The 17,886-nt window shown below is 68.3% G+C and carries 15 protein-coding genes and 1 pseudogene; 15 read left to right on the forward strand and 1 reads right to left on the reverse strand.

Going from position 1 to position 17,886, the window contains the following annotated elements; all coding sequences use genetic code 11:
• The first annotated feature begins 393 nt into the window (after positions 1-393).
• From DK254_RS06330 to DK254_RS06350, 5 genes are all read left to right on the forward strand, one after another.
• The gene (locus DK254_RS06330; RefSeq protein WP_256595820.1) at positions 394-1,242 is read left to right on the forward strand and encodes a ScpA family protein; all 849 of its coding nucleotides are present in this window, start codon (positions 394-396) and stop codon (positions 1,240-1,242) included.
• 84 nt (positions 1,243-1,326) lie between these two features.
• Positions 1,327-2,316 (forward strand): SMC-Scp complex subunit ScpB, encoded by a 990-nt coding sequence (gene scpB, locus DK254_RS06335; protein WP_109933109.1) that lies wholly within the window; start codon positions 1,327-1,329, stop codon positions 2,314-2,316.
• 211 nt (positions 2,317-2,527) lie between these two features.
• On the forward strand, positions 2,528-4,816 hold the full coding sequence (gene bglX, locus DK254_RS06340; protein ID WP_109933110.1) for a beta-glucosidase BglX: 2,289 nt from the start codon (positions 2,528-2,530) through the stop codon (positions 4,814-4,816).
• Between the two features lie 147 nt (positions 4,817-4,963).
• On the forward strand, positions 4,964-5,146 hold the full coding sequence (locus DK254_RS06345) for a DUF1289 domain-containing protein (protein ID WP_109933111.1): 183 nt from the start codon (positions 4,964-4,966) through the stop codon (positions 5,144-5,146).
• A 244-nt stretch (positions 5,147-5,390) separates the two neighbouring features.
• Entirely contained in the window at positions 5,391-6,149 is a 759-nt protein-coding gene (locus DK254_RS06350; protein WP_109933112.1) for a carbonic anhydrase family protein, read from the forward strand.
• Between the two features lie 51 nt (positions 6,150-6,200).
• On the opposite strand, the gene gap is transcribed toward DK254_RS06350, so the two are convergent.
• On the reverse strand, positions 6,201-7,205 hold the full coding sequence (gap, locus tag DK254_RS06355) for a type I glyceraldehyde-3-phosphate dehydrogenase (RefSeq protein WP_109933113.1): 1,005 nt from the start codon (positions 7,203-7,205) through the stop codon (positions 6,201-6,203).
• A 128-nt stretch (positions 7,206-7,333) separates the two neighbouring features.
• Between gap and edd the strand changes: the two genes are divergently transcribed.
• The 10 genes and pseudogenes from edd to DK254_RS06405 all read left to right on the forward strand — a co-directional run.
• Positions 7,334-9,160 carry a phosphogluconate dehydratase gene (edd, locus tag DK254_RS06360; RefSeq protein ID WP_109933114.1) on the forward strand — a complete coding sequence of 609 codons (1,827 nt, stop codon included), beginning with the start codon at positions 7,334-7,336 and terminating at the stop codon, positions 9,158-9,160.
• A gap of 67 nt (positions 9,161-9,227) precedes the next feature.
• A complete protein-coding gene (locus tag DK254_RS06365; RefSeq protein ID WP_109933115.1) occupies positions 9,228-10,226 on the forward strand; it encodes a glucokinase in 999 nt (332 codons plus the stop codon).
• A 42-nt stretch (positions 10,227-10,268) separates the two neighbouring features.
• Positions 10,269-11,003, forward strand: coding sequence for a response regulator (locus tag DK254_RS06370; RefSeq protein ID WP_109933116.1), 735 nt, complete (start codon positions 10,269-10,271; stop codon positions 11,001-11,003).
• A complete protein-coding gene (locus tag DK254_RS06375; RefSeq protein ID WP_109933117.1) occupies positions 10,996-12,444 on the forward strand; it encodes an ATP-binding protein in 1,449 nt (482 codons plus the stop codon). Before DK254_RS06370 ends, DK254_RS06375 begins: the two co-directional genes overlap by 8 nt.
• A gap of 158 nt (positions 12,445-12,602) precedes the next feature.
• Positions 12,603-12,968: an endonuclease domain-containing protein gene (locus DK254_RS06380; RefSeq protein WP_109933118.1), complete on the forward strand. Its 366-nt coding sequence runs from the start codon at positions 12,603-12,605 to the stop codon at positions 12,966-12,968.
• A gap of 304 nt (positions 12,969-13,272) precedes the next feature.
• Positions 13,273-14,532, forward strand: coding sequence for an ABC transporter substrate-binding protein (locus DK254_RS06385; RefSeq protein WP_109933119.1), 1,260 nt, complete (start codon positions 13,273-13,275; stop codon positions 14,530-14,532).
• Between the two features lie 102 nt (positions 14,533-14,634).
• Positions 14,635-15,558, forward strand: coding sequence for a carbohydrate ABC transporter permease (locus tag DK254_RS06390; RefSeq protein ID WP_109933120.1), 924 nt, complete (start codon positions 14,635-14,637; stop codon positions 15,556-15,558).
• Positions 15,551-16,396, forward strand: a complete 846-nt coding sequence (locus tag DK254_RS06395; protein ID WP_109933121.1) for a carbohydrate ABC transporter permease — start codon at positions 15,551-15,553, stop codon at positions 16,394-16,396. Before DK254_RS06390 ends, DK254_RS06395 begins: the two co-directional genes overlap by 8 nt.
• A gap of 6 nt (positions 16,397-16,402) precedes the next feature.
• Entirely contained in the window at positions 16,403-17,557 is a 1,155-nt protein-coding gene (locus tag DK254_RS06400; RefSeq protein WP_109933122.1) for an ABC transporter ATP-binding protein, read from the forward strand.
• 36 nt (positions 17,558-17,593) lie between these two features.
• Positions 17,594-17,886 (forward strand): annotated as a pseudogene (locus tag DK254_RS06405) (porin); the annotation flags it as partial.

A 17,886-nucleotide genomic window follows, 5' to 3' on the forward strand; every position in this document is an offset into this window, starting at 1 on the left:
TGCCATGCGGTTCGCGAGCAAGCTCGCTCCTACAGGGGAATGGCGTGGGTGGTTCCGGCTATCGCGGACAAGGTCCGCTCCTACGGGGAGGAATACCGGGCTTCCCGGCTGCCTGTAGGAGCGGGCCCTGCCCGCGATTCGCGCGCAGGGCGCGCTCCTACAGGGGTATCGCGGGTGGGCGCCTTTCCGTCCAATTCCCTCACCATCGCCGGTGAAAAGCAGGGATAATGCCGCCTTGAGCCCGCCCCGCCCGACGAGAGGCCGATGAGCGACCTGAACGAGCCGCAAACCCCTCCCAGCCCCGCCGAATACCGCGAACCGGTGCAGCTGGCGCTCGTCTATGGCGAGGCGGTCACCGAGCTGCCCCAGGACCTGTACATCCCGCCGGACGCCCTGGAGGTCTTCCTCGAAGCCTTCGAGGGCCCGCTCGACCTGCTGCTGTACCTGATCCGCAAGCAGAACATCGACGTCCTCGACATTCCGGTGGCGGAAATCACCCGCCAGTACATGACCTACGTCGAGCTGATGAAGTCGGTGCGCCTGGAGCTGGCCGCCGAATACCTGGTGATGGCCGCCATGCTCGCCGAGATCAAGTCGCGCATGCTGCTGCCGCGCTCGGCCGAGGCCGAGGAGGACGAGGAAGACCCGCGCGCCGAGCTGATCCGCCGCCTGCAGGAATACGAACGCTTCAAGCAGGCCGCCGAGGACCTCGACAACCTGCCGCGCCAGGGCCGCGACTACGTGGTGCCGACGGTGGCGGCGCCGGAGGCCAAGGCGCGCAAGCTGCTGCCCCAGGTGGACATGCAGGAGCTGATGCTGTGCATGGCCGAGGTGCTGCGCCGCGCCGACCTGTTCGAAAGCCACCAGGTGACCCGCGAGATGCTCTCCACCCGCGAGCGCATGAGCGAGATCCTCGAACGCCTGAAGGACGCCGGTTTCGTGCCCTTCATCGAGCTGTTCCGCATCGAGGAGGGCCGCCTGGGCGTGGTGGTGACCTTCATGGCGGTGCTGGAGCTGGTCAAGGAGCAGCTGGTGGAGCTGGTGCAGAACCAGGCCTTCGCGCCCATCCACGTGCGTGCCCGGATCGAGGCGGAGGAGGGCGCGGCGCCGGTCGAGGTGCTGGAAGAGGGCGACGAGGGCGTCTTCGAGCCGGTCGAGGCGCCGGCGCCGGAGCCGACCTTCGAGGAGGGCGGTTTCGACGAGACGGCGGACGCCGAGGACTTCGACGAAGAGCCGCTCTGAGCCGCCGGCGTTGCCCTGGCGCCGCGCATTGAGTAGTTTTCCCGCCAGACCGGCGATTCCCGCAACCCCGAACCGAGCGACCCGATGAACCTCTCCGACCCCCACGAACTGGCGACCCTGCTCGAAGGCATCCTGCTGGCCTCGGGCCGGCCGCTGTCGCTGGAGCGCCTGGGCGAGCTGTTCGAGGAGGCCGAGCGCCCGGAGCCGCAGCAACTGCGCGATGCCCTGGCGATCCTGACGTTGTCCTGCGCCGGGCGCGCCTTCGAGCTCAAGGAGGTGGCCACCGGCTACCGCCTGCAGATCCGCGAGCCGCTCTCGCCCTGGGTCGGCCGGCTCTGGGAGGAGCGCCCGCAGCGCTACTCCCGTGCGCTGCTGGAAACCCTGGCTCTGATCGCCTACCGCCAGCCCATCACCCGTGGCGAGATCGAGGAAATCCGCGGCGTGGCGGTGAACACCCAGATCATCAAGACGCTGATGGAGCGCGAGTGGATCCGCATCGTCGGCTACCGCGAGGTGCCGGGGCGACCGGCGATGCTCGCCACCACCCGCACCTTCCTCGACTACTTCAACCTCAAGAGCCTGGAAGAGCTGCCGCCGCTGGCCGAGCTGCGCGAGATGGAGGCCGAGCCGGAGGACGTGCAACTGGTGCCGGTCCACCTGCCCAGCCCCGTCCTCGACGAGGACTACGTGCCGGCGTCGATCCAGGCCCTGGCCGACCAGGCGCTGCGCGAGGCCGGCGAGGAGCCCGAAGCCGCGCCGCCGGAGGAGAAGCCAGAGGAAACCAGCTTCCGCAGCCTGCTGGCCGAGCTGGACGAGATGGAGCAGGGCTTGAAGACCGACTTCGACGACCTGCTCGAACCGCCGCCGGTCGCCGAGGCGGATGCCGTGGACGACCCGGCGGCCAGCGCGGAAGCCCCGCCGGCCGCGCCCGCCGATGCCGTCGAGCAGGCCCCGGAGCCCGCCGCAGAGCCTGCCGCGCCGGCGCCGCAGGCCGAGGAATACGACGAGGAGCGCGCCCTGGCCGAGGCCATGCGCGAGGAACTCGAGGCCATGGCCAGGGAACGCGACCACTGATCCGCGCGTCCGAAAGTCGGGGGCACCGCCCCTGAAAGCTTTCAACCGTTGACTTCCGCCGCGCGCGGGACGACCTTATGTGCCGCGCCGCACGGGCGCCGGCGGTAGCACCTGGGGGAACCGCCTGAATCGGCCCGTGCATGGCAGTCATCGAATCTTCCAACATTCAACAGTCGCCCGGCGCCCCGGCCCGAGCGGCTGAGTGCGCATAATGAGAAAAACCCAACTCTGCCTCGGCCTGTTGCTGGGGCTGAACAGCATTTCCCTGCTCGCTGCCGAGGGGCCGGCGGTTCCGCTGCCGGGGCAGTCCAAGGACGCCTTCATCAGCCAGCTGATGCAGCAGATGACGCAGGAAGAGAAGATCGGCCAACTGCGCCTGGTCAGCGTCGGCCCCGACCATCCCAAGCCGGTGCTGCTGGAAGAGATCAAGGCCGGCACCACCGGCGCCATCTTCAACACCGTGGTCCGCCCGGGCATCCGCGACCTTCAGGACGCGGCCATGCGCAGCCGCCTGAAGATCCCGCTGTTCTTCGCCTACGACGTGGTCCACGGCCACCGCACCGTGTTCCCCATCGGCCTGGGCCTGGCTTCCAGCTGGGACCTGGACGCCATCGCCAGCAGCGCGCGCATCGCCGCCCTGGAGGCCAGCGCCGACGGCCTCAACCTGACCTACTCGCCCACCGTCGACATCGCCCGCGACCCGCGCTGGGGCCGCATGTCCGAAGGCTTCGGCGAGGACACCTACCTGGTCAGCCGCATCGCCGAGACGGTGGTCCGCGCCTACCAGGGCAAGGGCCTGGACCAGCCGGGCACCATCATGGCCGGGGTCAAGCACTTCGCCCTGTACGGCGCCGGCGAAGGCGGGCGCGACTACAACACCGTGGACATGAGCCTGCCGCGCATGTTCCAGGACTACCTGCCGCCGTACCGCGCGGCCATCGACGCCGGCGCCGGCGCGGTGATGGTCTCGCTGAACAGCGTCAACGGCGTGCCGGCCACCGCCAACAAGTGGCTGCTGCAGGACGTGCTGCGCAAGCAGTGGGGCTACAAGGGCGTGCTGCTCAGCGACCACGGCGCGGTCATGGAGCTGATCAAGCACGGCGTCGCCGGCGAGCCGCGCGAGGCCGCGCGCCTGGCGATGACCGCGGGCGTCGAGATGAACATGAACGACGACCTCTACGGCAAGGAGCTGCCGGTGCTGCTCAAGGCCGGCGCCATCACCCAGGCCGACATCGACCGAGCCTGCCGCGACGTGCTGGCGGCCAAGTGGGACATGGGCCTGTTCAAGGACCCGTACCGCTACCTGCAGGGCGCCGACCCGGTCGACACCGACGCCGAGAGCCGCCTGCACCGCGCCGAGGCCCGCGAGGTGGCGCGCCGCGGCATGGTGCTGCTGAAGAACCAGGGCGACGTGCTGCCGCTCAAGCGCGGCGGCACCATCGCCCTGATCGGCCCGCTGGCCGACAGCAAGCGCGACGTGATGGGCAGCTGGTCCGCCGCCGGCAAGGCCTTCCAGGCGGTGACCCTGCTCGAGGGCATGGGCCACGCCACCCGCGGCAAGGCCGCGCTGCTCTATGCCAAGGGCGCCAACGTCAGCAACGACGAAGAGATCATCAAGTACCTCAACGAGTACAGCGAGGACGTGAAGATCGACCCGCGCAGCCCGCAGGAAATGATCGACGAGGCGGTGGCCAAGGCCAAGCAGGCCGACGTGATAGTGGCGGCGATCGGCGAGGCCCAGGGCATGGCCCACGAGGCGTCGAGCAAGACCAACCTGCACATCGCCCAGAGCCAGTACGACCTGCTCAAGGCGCTGAAGGCCACCGGCAAGCCGCTGGTGCTGGTGCTGATGAACGGCCGCCCGCTGGACCTGCGCTGGGAGGCCGCGAACGCCGACGCGGTGCTGGAGACCTGGTTCAGCGGCACCGAGGGCGGCAACGCCATCGCCGACGTGCTGTTCGGCGACTACAACCCCTCGGGCAAGCTGCCGATGACCTTCCCGCGCTCGGTAGGGCAGATCCCGATCTACTACAACCACCTCAACACCGGCCGCCCGTTCGACCACGAGCACCCGAACAAGTACACCTCGCGCTACTTCGACTCGCAGAACGGCCCGCTGTACCCCTTCGGCTACGGCCTGAGCTACACCCGCTTCAGCGTTTCCGACGTGCAACTGTCCAGCACCAGGCTGCACAAGGGCGACACCCTCAAGGCGCGGGTGACGGTGAAGAACACCGGCAAGCGCGCCGGCGAGACCGTGGTGCAGCTGTACCTGCGCGACGAGGTGGCCTCCATCAGCCGCCCGGTCAAGGAGCTCAAGGGCTTCCGCAAGGTCATGCTGCAGCCGGGCGAGTCGAGGGTGGTGGAATTCCCGATCCGCGAGGAAGACCTGCGCTTCTACGACAGCAACCTGCGCTACGCCTCGGAGCCGGGCGAGTTCAAGGTGATGATCGGCCTGGACTCGGATGACGTGAAGGAAAGCCAGTTCACCCTGCTCTGAGCCGGCATTCCGCCCACGGCATCGCCCCGATTGGCCCGGCCAATCGGGGCGATGCCTTTTCTGCGTTGGACCTTTCGTCGCCTGTGCCTTCAAGTAGGCCCGGCGCACCGCCATGGTGGAGGTGTGCCAGGCGCATCGGGAGGCCATGTGAAAGATCCCTGCATCAAGGTCTGCGAGTTCGACGACGGCATCTGCCGCGGCTGCGGGCGCAGCCGCACCGAGGTCAAGGCCTGGAAGAAACTGGACAAGCCCGAACGCCAGGCCGTGCTGGCCGAGGCCGACATGCGCCTGCTGGTGCTGGAGGCGCGGGGCCGGCGTAAATTCCGTTAGGCCAATCGCGGACGGAGTCCTACCCCACCACCGCTGCCCCATCTGTAGGAGCGCGCCCTGCGCGCGATTCGCGGGCAGGGCCCGCTCCTACATCCGTGCTTCCTGGAACCGTAGGCGTTATGCGCCCTACGAATGGGATGCAGTTGGGAAGCCTCCGACGGCTTTCGCGGATTCCGAGGTCTTCTGGGTTGCCTGGCGTCGTCGTTAAGTGGTGCCACTTCCAACGACGTCCAAGGTGACCTCCATGAAAGATCCATGCCATTGCGTGCACTGCAGCCCCGACAACCCCCGGCGCAGGTCGCTGCTCAAGGGCAGTGCCGGCCTCGCGGCCCTCGGCCTGGCCGGCGCCGCCGGCTGGCTGGGCGCGCCGGGCCGGGCCTACGCCGCCGCCCTGGGCAAGGCCGAGCGCGACGCCCTGAGCCCCGACCAGGTCATCGAGCGCCTGCGCCAGGGCAACCAGCGCTTCCGCAGCGGCGAGACGCTGCAGCATGACTACCTGGCGCAGAAGCGCGCCAGCCGCGACGGCCAGTACCCGGCGGCGGTGATCCTCAGCTGCATCGACTCCCGCGCGCCGGCGGAAATCCTCTTCGACCTCGGCATCGCCGACACCTTCAACGCCCGGGTGGCCGGCAACGTGGTCAACGACGACCTGCTCGGCAGCCTGGAGTTCTCCTGCGCGGTGGCCGGCGCCAAGCTGGTGCTGGTCATGGGCCATACCGGCTGCGGGGCGATCAAGGGGGCCATCGACGGGGCGCGGCTGGGGCACCTGAGCGGCCTGCTGAAAAAGCTCGAGCCGGCGGTGGCGGCCACCGAGTACGGCGGCGAGCGCAGCGCGAAGGATGCCGGGTTCGTCGATGCCGTGGCGCGCACCCACGTGCGCCTGGGGTTGGAACGCATCCGCCAGGACAGCCCGGTGCTGGCCAAACTGGAGCAGGAAGGGCGGATCAAGCTGGCCGGGGCGCTCTACCACCTGAGCGGCGGAGAGGTGGAGTTCTTCGCCTGAGCCCCGTGGCGGCAGGGTGCAAGGCCCTGCCGCCTACATCGCCGGCCTGTTTCAGGCCGGCGCGCGCCACAGCGCCAGGGCGTTGTCCAGCATGCGGTTGGAGAAGCCCCATTCGTTGTCGTACCAGGCCATCACCTTCAGCAGCCGGCCGCTGACCTTCGTGTGGTTGGCGTCGAAGATGGCCGAGCGTGGGTCGTGGTTGAAGTCCACCGACACCAGTGGCTGGCTGTTGTAGCCGAGGATGCGCGAGCCCTGGCTGGCTATCCTGAACAACTGGTTGACCTCCTCGACCGTGGTGTCGCGGGCGACCTGCACGGTCAGGTCCACCAGCGAGACGTTGATCACCGGCACCCGCACCGCCAGGCCCGTGAGCTTGCCGGCCAGCTCCGGCAGCACCAGGCCCACCGCCTCGGCGGCGCCGGTGCGGGTGGGGATCATCGACTGGGTGGCCGAGCGGGCGCGGTAGACATCGCCGTGGTACACGTCGGACAGGCTCTGGTCGTTGGTGTAGGCGTGTATGGTGGTCATCAGGCCCTGCTCGATGCCCAGCTCGCGGTGCAGCACCTGGGCCACCGGGGCCAGGCAGTTGGTGGTGCAGGAGGCGTTGGAGATGACCTGGTGCGAGGCGCGCAGCAGCTCGTGGTTGACGCCATGGACGATGGTGGCGTCGACGCCGGCCCCGGGCGCCGAAATGATCACCTTGCGCGCCCCGGCGGCGAGGTGCGCGGCGGCCTTGTCGCGGCCGGTGAAATGCCCGCTGCACTCCAGGACGATATCGACGTCCAGGCCTTTCCAGGGCAATTGCGCCGGGTCGCGCAGGGCGGTGACGGCGATGCGGTCGCCGTTCACCGTGAGGCTGTCGTCGTCGTGCTCGACCTGCCCGGGGAAGCGCCCGTGGACGCTGTCGTACTGCAGCAGGTGGGCGTTGATGGCGGCGTCGCCGAGGTCGTTGATGGCCACCACTTCGAGCTGTTGGCGGTAGTCGGCAGTATAAAGGGCGCGGAGGACGTTGCGGCCGATGCGGCCGAACCCGTTGATCGCCAGGCGAATGGTCATGGAGGTCGTCTCTTTTGTGTTTTTGTGGTAAAAACCATTAAATTTTTTCGTCAAACAAAAGTAAATATCCTTTAACCGATGATTATGTTGTAAAAACAACAATCGTTAGTCTGCAGGAGAATGCTGCCATGCACCCGCGCGTGCTCGAAGTCACCCGTCGCATCCAGGAACGCAGCGCCGCCACCCGCCAGCGCTACCTCGCCATGGTCAAGGCCGCCGCCACCAAGGGGCCGCATCGCGGCACGCTGCCCTGCGGCAACCTGGCCCACGGCGTGGCCGCCTGCGGCGAGCACGACAAGCAGGCCCTGCGCCTGATGAACCAGGCCAACGTCGGCATCGTCTCTGCCTATAACGATATGCTCTCGGCGCACCAGCCGCTGGAGCGCTTCCCGGGGCTGATCAAGGACGCCCTGCGCGAGATCGGCTCGGTGGGCCAGTTCGCCGGCGGCGTGCCGGCCATGTGCGATGGCGTGACCCAGGGCGAGCCGGGCATGGAGCTGTCCCTGGCCAGCCGCGACGTGATCGCCATGGGCACCGCCATCGCCCTGTCCCACAACATGTTCGACGCCGCGCTGTGCCTGGGCGTGTGCGACAAGATCGTCCCCGGCCTGCTGATCGGCGCGCTGCGCTTCGGCCACCTGCCGGTGGTGTTCGTCCCCGCCGGGCCCATGCCCACCGGCATCTCCAACAAGGAGAAGGCCGCGGTGCGCCAGCTCTACGCCGAAGGCAAGGCCACCCGCGACGAACTGCTGGCCTCGGAGATGGCCTCCTACCACGCGCCGGGCACCTGCACCTTCTACGGCACCGCCAACACCAACCAACTGCTGGTGGAAGTGATGGGCCTGCACCTGCCGGGCGCTTCCTTCATCAACCCGAACACCCCGCTGCGCGACGAGCTGACCCGCGAGGCCGCGCGCCAGGCCAGCCGCCTGGCCCCGGAGAATGGCCAGTACGTGCCCATGGCCGAGGTCATCGACGAGCGCGCCATCGTCAACTCGGTGGTTGCCCTGCTGGCCACCGGCGGCTCCACCAACCACACCCTGCACCTGCTGGCCATCGCCCAGGCCGCCGGCATCCAGCTGACCTGGCAGGACATGGCCGAGCTGTCGGAAGTGGTGCCGCTGCTGGCGCGCATCTACCCCAATGGCCAGGCCGACATCAACCACTTCCAGGCCGCCGGCGGCATGTCCTTCCTGATCCGCCAGCTGCTCGACGGCGGGCTGCTCCACGAAGACGTGCAGACCGTGGTCGGCAAGGGCCTGCGCCGCTACCTGCAGGAGCCCTTCCTCGACGGCGGCAAGCTGGTCTGGCGCGAAGGCCCGGTCGACAGCCTGGACGAGGACATCCTGCGCCCGCTGTCGCGCCCGTTCTCCGCCGAGGGCGGCCTGCGCCTGATGGAGGGCAACCTCGGCCGCGGCGTGATGAAGGTCTCCGCGGTGGCCCCCGAGCACCAGGTGGTCGAGGCGCCGGTACGCATCTTCCACGACCAGGCCAGCCTGGCCGCGGCCTTCAAGGCCGGCGAGCTGGAGCGCGACCTGGTCGCCGTGGTGCGCTTCCAGGGCCCGCGCTTCAACGGCATGCCCGAGCTGCACAAGCTCACGCCCTTCCTGGGCGTGCTGCAGGACCGTGGCTTCAAGGTGGCGCTGGTCACCGACGGGCGCATGTCCGGCGCCTCCGGCAAGGTGCCGGCGGCCATCCACCTGTCCCCGGAAGCCAGTGCCGGCGGCCCGCTGGCGCGCCTGCGCGACGGCGACCTGGTGCGGGTGGACGGCACCACCGGCGAGCTGCGCGTGCTGGTCGATGCCGCCGAGTGGCAGGCCCGCCCGCTGGCGCCGCTGCCCGAGGACGACGGCAGCGGCATGGGCCGCGAGCTGTTCGCCTTCATGCGCCAGTCGTTCAGTTCCGCGGAGCAGGGCGCCTGCGCCTTCACCGCCGAGCTGGAGCGCTTGCGGTAGGGGCTATGCTTGGCGGAGCATTCGCCTCCTGGAGTCCGCTCAAACCTTTCAGCTGCCCGAGCTTGCGATGAATTCCAACAATAAACCCCAAGCACCGGCCGGCATCGCGCTGGTCGGCGACATCGGCGGGACCAACGCCCGTTTCGCCCTCTGGCGCGAGCAGCGCCTGGAGGCCATCGAAGTGCTGGCCTGCGCCGACTACCCGCGCCCGGAAGACGCCGTGCGCGAATACCTGCAGCGCGTCGGCCAGCCGCTCGGCGCCATCCACAGCGTCTGCCTGGCCTGCGCCGGCCCGGTGGGCGAGGCGGACTTCCGCTTCACCAACAACCATTGGGTCATCAGGCGCGACGCCTTCCGCGCCGAACTGGGCCTGAGCCACCTGCTGCTGGTCAACGACTTCAGCACCATGGCCTGGGCCGCCTCGCGCCTGGGCGACGAGGACCTGGTGCAGGTGCGCGCCGGCGAAGCCCTGCCGGGCCGCGCCAAGCTGATCATCGGCCCCGGCACCGGCCTGGGAGTCGGCAGCTTGGTGCCGACGCCCAGTGGCGGCTGGGATGTGCTGCCCTGCGAGGGTGGCCACGTCGACCTGCCGGTGACCGGCGAGCGCGACTTCGCCATCTGGCAGCAGCTGCGCGAGAAGTACGGCCACGTTTCGGCCGAGCGCGCGCTCTCCGGCAGCGGCCTGGAAAACATCTACCAGGCCAGCTGCAAGGTCGACGGCATCGAGCCGCTGGCGCTGTCCGCGGCGCAGATCGGCGAGCGCGCCCTGGCCGGCGACGCCTACTGCGACGCGGTGCTGGAGCATTTCTTCGTGTGGCTGGCGCGGGTCGCCGGCAACGCGGTGATGACGGTCGGCGCCCTGGGCGGCGTGTACATCACCGGCGGGATAGTCCCGCGCTTCCTCGAACGCTTTCAGCGCAGCGGCTTCGCCGACGCCTTCTGCACCCGCGGCAAGACCAGCGGCCCCTACCTGAGCCGCGTGCCGGTGTGGGTGATGACCGCCAGCCACCCGGGCCTGTTCGGCGCCGGCGTGGCCCTGGAGCAGGCGCTGCTGGCAAAAGCCTGAACGAGCAACGGCAACAACCAGAACAACAACAAGGGATGCCCCGTGAACGCACCCGCCAAATCCATCCTGCTGGTGGATGACGACCAGGAAATCCGCGAGCTGCTGGAGGCCTACCTGAGCCGCGCTGGCTTCCAGGTGCGCAGCGCCGCCGACGGCACGGCCTTCCGCCAGGCGCTGCTGGAAGAGGAGGCCGCCCTGGCCATCCTCGACGTGATGCTGCCCGACGAGGACGGTTTCAGCCTGTGCCGCTGGATCCGCTCGCACCAGCGCCTGGCCTGCATGCCGGTGATCATGCTCACCGCCAGCTCCGACGAGGCCGACCGGGTGATCGGCCTGGAACTGGGCGCCGACGACTACCTGGGCAAGCCCTTCAGCCCGCGCGAGCTGCTGGCGCGGATCAAGGCCCTGCTGCGCCGCGCGCAGTTCACCCAGGTGCGCGGCGGCGAGGTGCTGGCCTTCGACGACTGGCGCCTGGACACGGTCAGCCACCGGCTGTTCCACGAGGACGGCGAGGAGTTCTTCCTCAGCGGCGCCGACTTCGCCCTGCTCAAGCTGTTCCTCGACCACCCGCAACAGATTCTCGACCGCGACACCATCGGCAATGCCACCCGCGGCCGCGAGGTCGGGCCGCTGGAGCGCATCGTCGACATGGCGGTGAGCCGCCTGCGCCAGCGCCTGCGCGACACCGGCAAGGCGCCGCGGCTGATCCAGACCGTGCGCGGCAGCGGCTACCTGCTGGCGGCCCAGGTCCGCCCGCATCGGCTGGGCAATGACTGAACGGCGGCGCTGGTCGCTCGTCCCGCGCTCGCTGCTGGGGCGCATGCTGCTGCTGACGCTGCTGGCGATCCTCGTCGCCCAGGGCCTGTCGAGCCTGTTCTGGCTCTCGCACCTGCGCTCCAGCCAGCGCGAGGGCCTGCTCACCAGCTCGCGCAGCCTGGCCTATTCCATGGCCGCCAGCGTCAGCTACTTCCGCTCGCTGCCCATCGGCTACCGCCCGCTGGTGCTGGACCAGCTGCGCAGCATGGGTGGCACGCGCTTCTTCGTCTCGCTCAACGAGCGCCCACTGCAGATGCAGAGCCTGCCGGACACGCCGAACAAACAGGCGGTGCTGGATATCGTCAGCGACGTGCTGCACCAGAAGCTGGGCAAGGACGTGGAGCTGGAGGTGGAATTCGTCGCCCCGGATGACCTGCGCCTGTTCAACAGCCAGCTGAAGCTGGAGGAGCTGCCGCGCTCCTGGGCCCACTACGCGCTGACCCTGGAGCCGGTGAACCCGCCGGTGCTGGTGACGCAGATCCGCATCGGCGAGAACGAATGGCTCTACATCGCCAGCCTGATGCCGGCCCCCTACGTCAGCCTGGAGCCCGAGGCGCTGCAGCCGCAGCAGATCCTTTCCATCGGCCTGACCAGCCTGTTGCTGCTGCTGTTCGCCGGCCTGCTGGTGCACCAGCAGAGCCGCCCGCTGAAACGCCTGGCCCGCGCCGCCCGCGAAGTGGCCCTGGGCAGCCCGGCGGCACCGCTGGAAGAGCGCGGCGCCCGCGAGCTGGTGGAGGTCAGCCGCGCCTTCAACACCATGCGCGAGAGCATCGACCGCTACCTCAGCGAGCGCGGCCAGCTGTTCAGCGCCATCTCCCACGACCTGCGCACCCCCATCACCCGCCTGCGCCTGCGCGTCGAACTGCTGGAAGACGAGCCGCAGCGCGCCAAGCTGAACCAGGACCTCGACGAGCTGGAACTGCTGGTCAAGGGCGCCCTGCAGTGCGTGAAGGACACCGACATCCACGAGAACATCGAGCCGGTGGACATCAACCAGTTGCTGCAGCACGTCGCCGGCCCCTACCTGGCGGACGGCCGGGTACGACTGCTGGGCGAGGCGCAGGAGCCATACCCCGGCAAGCCCCTGGCCCTGCGCCGCTGCATCGGCAACCTGCTGGACAACGCCCTGAAGTACGGCCAGCGCGCGCAACTGCACGTCGAGGACGGCACCGAAGCGCTACTCGTGCACGTCGACGACGAGGGGCCCGGGGTGCCGGAGCAGCGGCTGGAGCAGGTGTTCGAACCGCGGGTGCGCTTGTCGCAGCGGGGGCAGGGGTATGGGTTGGGGTTGGGGATCGCGAGGAATATCGCGCATACCCATGGCGGGGAGGTGAGTCTGCAGAACAGGCGGGAAGGCGGGTTGCGGGTGACGTTGCGTTTACCTAGGCTGGTTGTCGAGTAAGGAGTGTTCTTCCATTCGACTCCGATGTCGCCGGCGTACTCCGTAATCGCATCCTGCAGAGGACAGCCCCCTCTCCCTTCAGGGAGAGGGCTGGGGAGAGGGGCTCTTAATCCCGAGCCTAGTAATTTCCCTGATCTCCATGAAAAAGGAGATCAAGGATGCCCCAATCACCCCGCGACTTCTCCCGCCAACTCCGCAAGGACCAGACCGACGCTGAACGCGCCCTGTGGCAACAGCTCCGTGCCTACCGCTTCATGGATTTGAAGTTCAAGCGCCAGAAAGTCGTAGGCCACTACATAGTCGACTTCATCTGCCTGGAAAGAATGCTGGTGATCGAATTGGACGGCGGTCAGCACCTGGGCTCTGCTTCCGATCTGGAGCGAGACGCCTGGCTCAGCGCCCGAGGTTTCCAGGTGCTACGGTTCTGGAACCATGACGTGCTGCTGAGGATGGACTCGGTGCTCGAGGCGATACGCATGGCGCTCGATTCGAGTCCGCAGCCCTCTCCCCAGCCCTCTCCCTGAAGGGAGAGGGGGCTTGTCCTGAGCGGCGACAGGTCCGGCGTCAGCCTGAAACTCAGGAGCTGCCGGCTAACACCATATTATCAACGCACACCGAACGGCTCCCTCTCCCGCTTGCGGGAGAGGGCTGGGGAGAGGGGCTCTTGGCTCTTCAACCCTCACACCACAACCCCAACAAGGACCCCCAATGTCACCACCTCGTGACAATCGAAGATCGCTTCGTTACCCGGAGCAGGAAATGCCTTGGATAGACTCGGACTACCGCAAGCGCAGACTTGCCCCGAATAACAAGAACAGGTCTTCCTCCATGAATGCGCTCCGCCGCCTTTCCGTCGCTGTCTGTCTTTCTTCCTTCTGTCTCTCCCCCCTGGCCTACGCCGGCGAGGTCGAAGTCCTGCACTGGTGGACTTCCCCCGGCGAAGCGCGCGCCGCGGAAACCTTGAAGAAGCTGGTCCAGGCCAAGGGCCACACCTGGAAGGACTTCGCCGTCGCCGGCGGTGGCGGCGAGGCCGCCATGACCGTGCTGAAGACCCGCGCCGTGTCTGGCAACCCGCCGGCCGCCGCGCAGATCAAGGGGCCGGACATCCAGGAGTGGGGCCAGCTCGGCCTGCTCGCCGACCTCAACCAGGTCGCCGCCGAGGGCAAGTGGGACCAGTTGCTGCCGCCGCAGGTGGCGCAGGTCATGAAGTACCAGGGCGACTACGTCGCCGTGCCGGTCAACGTGCACCGGGTGAACTGGCTGTACATCAACCCCGAGGTCTTCAAGAAGGCCGGCGCCACCCCACCGACCACCCTCGACGAATTCTTCGCCGCCGCCGACAAGCTCAAGGCCGCCGGCTTCGTCGCCCTGGCCCACGGCAGCCAGCCCTGGCAGGACGGCACCCTGTTCGAGAACCTGGTGCTCAGCAAGATGGGCCCCGAGGGCTACCGCAAGGCCTTCGTCGAGCAGGACAAGGCGACCCTCACCGGGCCGCAGATGGTCGAGGTGTTCACCGCGCTGAAGAAGCTGCGCGGCTACATCGACGCCGACGCCGCCGGGCGCGAGTGGAACGTCGCCACCAGCATGGTCATCAACGGCAAGGCCGGCATGCAGATCATGGGCGACTGGGCCAAGAGCGAGTTCACCGCCGCCAGCAAGGTCGCCGGCAAGGACTACCAGTGCCTGCCGTTCCCCGGCACGCAGCAGGACTTCGACTACAACATCGACTCCCTGGTGATGTTCAAGCTGAGCAACGCCGAGAATCGCAAGGCCCAGGAAGACCTGGCCCGCGCAGTGCTCGACCCGGCGTTCCAGAAGGACTTCAACCTGGCCAAGGGCTCCATCCCGGTACGCCTGGACGCCGACATGGCGCCCTTCGACGCCTGCGCCCAGCAGTCGATGAAGGACTTCAAGGCGGCTTCCGCGGCCGGCACCCTGGTGCCGAGCATGGCCCACAGCATGGCCGCCTCCAGCTACGTGCAGGGCGCCATCTTCGACGTGGTGACCAACTTCTTCAACGACGCCTCCGCGGACCCGCAGAAGGCTGCCCAGCAGCTCTACGCGGCGATCGAGGCGGCCGCACAGTAAGCCGCGAGCGGCGCCTTTCGCCGGGCGCCGCCTGATTCCCAGCCGACCCACTCCGGAGCAGCCTGGCGCTCCGGACGGCCCCACTCGCACTCGAGAAACCCCATGGCGACCTCAACTCCGACCCTGAATCCGGCAGCTCCGCGCGCCTCGCTGCTCGACGGCCTGCAGCGCTGGCTGCCGAAACTGGTGCTGGCCCCGAGCATGCTCGTGGTGCTGGTCTGCGTGTACGGCTACATCGGCTGGACGCTGCTGCTGTCCTTCAGCAACTCGCGCTTCATGCCCAGCTACGGCTGGGCGGGGCTCAACCAGTACCTGCGGCTGTGGGACAACGACCGCTGGTGGGTGGCGAGCCGCAACCTGCTGCTGTTCGGCGGCCTGTTCATCGCCATCTGCCTGGTGCTCGGCGTGTTCCTCGCCGTGCTGCTGGACCAGCGCATCCGCCGCGAGGGCTTCATCCGCACCGTCTACCTGTACCCCATGGCGCTGTCGATGATCGTCACCGGCACCGCCTGGAAGTGGCTGCTCAACCCCGGCCTGGGCCTGGACAAGCTGCTGCGCGACTGGGGCTGGACGGGCTTCCGCTTCGACTGGCTGGTGGATCCGGACCGCGTGGTCTACTGCCTGGTGATCGCCGCCGTGTGGCAGGCCTCGGGCTTCGTCATGGCGCTGTTCCTCGCCGGCCTGCGCGGCGTCGACCCGGCCATCGTGCGCGCCGCCCAGGTGGACGGCGCGAGCCTGCCGACCATCTACCTGCGCATCGTCCTGCCGAGCCTGCGCCCGGTGTTCTTCAGCGCGCTGATGATCCTCACGCATATCGCCATCAAGAGCTTCGACCTGGTCGCCGCGATGACCGCCGGCGGCCCCGGCTATTCCTCCGACCTGCCGGCGATGTTCATGTACGCCCACACCTTCACCCGCGGCCAGATGGGCCTGGGCGCGGCCAGCGCGATGCTGATGCTCGGCGCCGTGCTGGCCATAGTCGTGCCCTACCTGTATTCCGAACTGCGAGGCAAGCGCCATGCGTGACGCGACCTTCAGGCCGAGGTTCAGCCTCGGCCGCCTGGCGGTCCACGCCACCCTCTGGGGCGCCGTGGCGCTGTACCTGATCCCGCTGCTGGTGATGCTGCTGACCAGCTTCAAGAGCCCCGAGGACATCCGCAACAGCAACCTGCTGGCGCTGCCGGAGGTGTTCACCGTGATCGGCTGGGTGAAGGCCTGGGGCGCGGTGGGTGACTTCTTCTGGAACTCGGTGAAGATCACCGTCCCCGGCGTGCTCATCTCCACCTTCATCGGCGCACTGAACGGCTACGTGCTGTCGATGTGGCGCTTCCGCGGCTCGCAGCTGTTCTTCGGCGCGCTGCTGTTCGGCTGCTTCCTGCCGTTCCAGGTGATCCTCCTGCCGATGTCCTTCACCCTCGGCAAGCTCGGCCTGGCCAACACCACCACGGGCCTGGTGATCGTCCACTGCATTTACGGCCTGGCCTTCACCACGCTGTTCTTCCGCAACTACTTCGTGGCCATCCCCGATGCCCTGGTGAAGGCCGCGCGGCTCGACGGCGCCGGCTTCTTCACCATCTTCACGCGCATCCTCATGCCGATGTCCACGCCCATCGTGATGGTCTGCCTGATCTGGCAGTTCACCCAGATCTGGAACGACTTCCTCTTCGGCGTGGTGTTCGCCAGCGGCGACGCCCAGCCGATCACGGTGGCGCTGAACAACCTGGTGAACATCAGCACCGGGGTCAAGGAATACAACGTCGACATGGCCGCGGCGATGATCGCCGCGCTGCCGACGCTGATCGTCTACGTAGTGGCTGGAAAGTATTTCGTGCGCGGCCTGACCGCCGGCGCGGTCAAGGGGTAATCGGACATGGCGACACTCGAACTGCGCAACCTGCACAAGTCCTACGGCAGCGGCCTGGCGGACACCCTGAAGTCCATCGACCTGGCGATCGAGTCCGGCGAGTTCCTGATCCTGGTCGGCCCGTCCGGCTGCGGCAAGTCCACGCTGATGAACTGCATCGCCGGCCTGGAGGACATCAGCGGCGGCGCCATCCTGGTGGACGGCCAGGACATCAGCGGCATGAGCCCGAAGGACCGCGACATCGCCATGGTGTTCCAGTCCTACGCGCTGTACCCGACCATGACGGTGCGCGAGAACATCGCCTTCGGCCTGAAGATCCGCAAGATGCCCCAGGCCGCCATCGACGAGGAGGTGGCGCGGGTCGCCAAGCTGCTGCAGATCGAGCACCTGCTGCAGCGCAAGCCCTCGCAGCTTTCCGGCGGCCAGCAGCAGCGGGTGGCCATGGGCCGGGCGCTGGCGCGGCGGCCGAAGATCTACCTGTTCGACGAGCCGCTGTCGAACCTCGACGCCAAGCTGCGCGTGGAGATGCGCACCGAGATCAAGCTGATGCACCAGCGGCTGAAGACCACCACGGTCTACGTCACCCACGACCAGATCGAGGCCATGACCCTCGGCGACAAGGTGGCGGTGATGCGGGACGGCATCGTCCAGCAGTTCGGCACCCCGCAGCAGATCTACAACGACCCGGCCAACCTGTTCGTCGCCAGCTTCATCGGCTCGCCGCCGATGAACTTCATCCCCCTGCGCGTGCAGCGCCAGGGCGGCCAACTGGTCGGCCTGCTGGACAGCGGCCAGGATCGCTGCGAGTTGCCCCTGGCGCTGGACGCCGAAGGCGTCGAGGGCCGCGAGCTGATCCTCGGCGTGCGCCCGGAACAGATCGGCGTGGCCGAGACGGGCAACGGCCTGGTGGACGTGCGTGCCGAGGTCGAGGTGCTGGAGCCCACCGGCCCGGACACCCTGGCCTTCGTCACCCTCAACGGCGCCAAGGTCTGCTGCCGCCTGGCCCCGGATGCGGCGCCGGCCCTTGGCTCGACCCTGCAACTGCGCCTGGACCCGGCGCGGGTACTGCTGTTCGACGCGCAGAGCGGCGAGCGCCTGCGCAAGGCGCCGGGCGGGGCGGGGGAGGCCAAGGTCACCCCGCTGGCCCGGCACAAGCACTGAACGCCGCAAGGCATTCCATCAACGAGGACGTCAGCAATGCATAAGAACAACAAGATCCGGCCCGCCCTGGGCTGCCTGCTCGCCCTGGGCGCCGTCGGCCTGAATGGCCTGGCCTGCGCCGACGAGGCCTTCTCCGCCGATTCGAAATGGGGTCTGGGGGACTGGGGCGGTACCCGCAGCGAGCTGCTGGAGAAGGGCTACGACTTCAAGCTGGACTACGTCGGCGAGGCCGCGGGCAACCTGCACGGCGGCTACAACGACGACAAGACCGCGCGCTACACCGACCAGTGGGCGCTGGGCAGCCACCTGGACCTGCAGAAGATCCTCGG

Source organism: Pseudomonas sp. RW407 (assembly GCF_003176655.1).
Taxonomy (GTDB): domain Bacteria; phylum Pseudomonadota; class Gammaproteobacteria; order Pseudomonadales; family Pseudomonadaceae; genus Pseudomonas; species Pseudomonas delhiensis.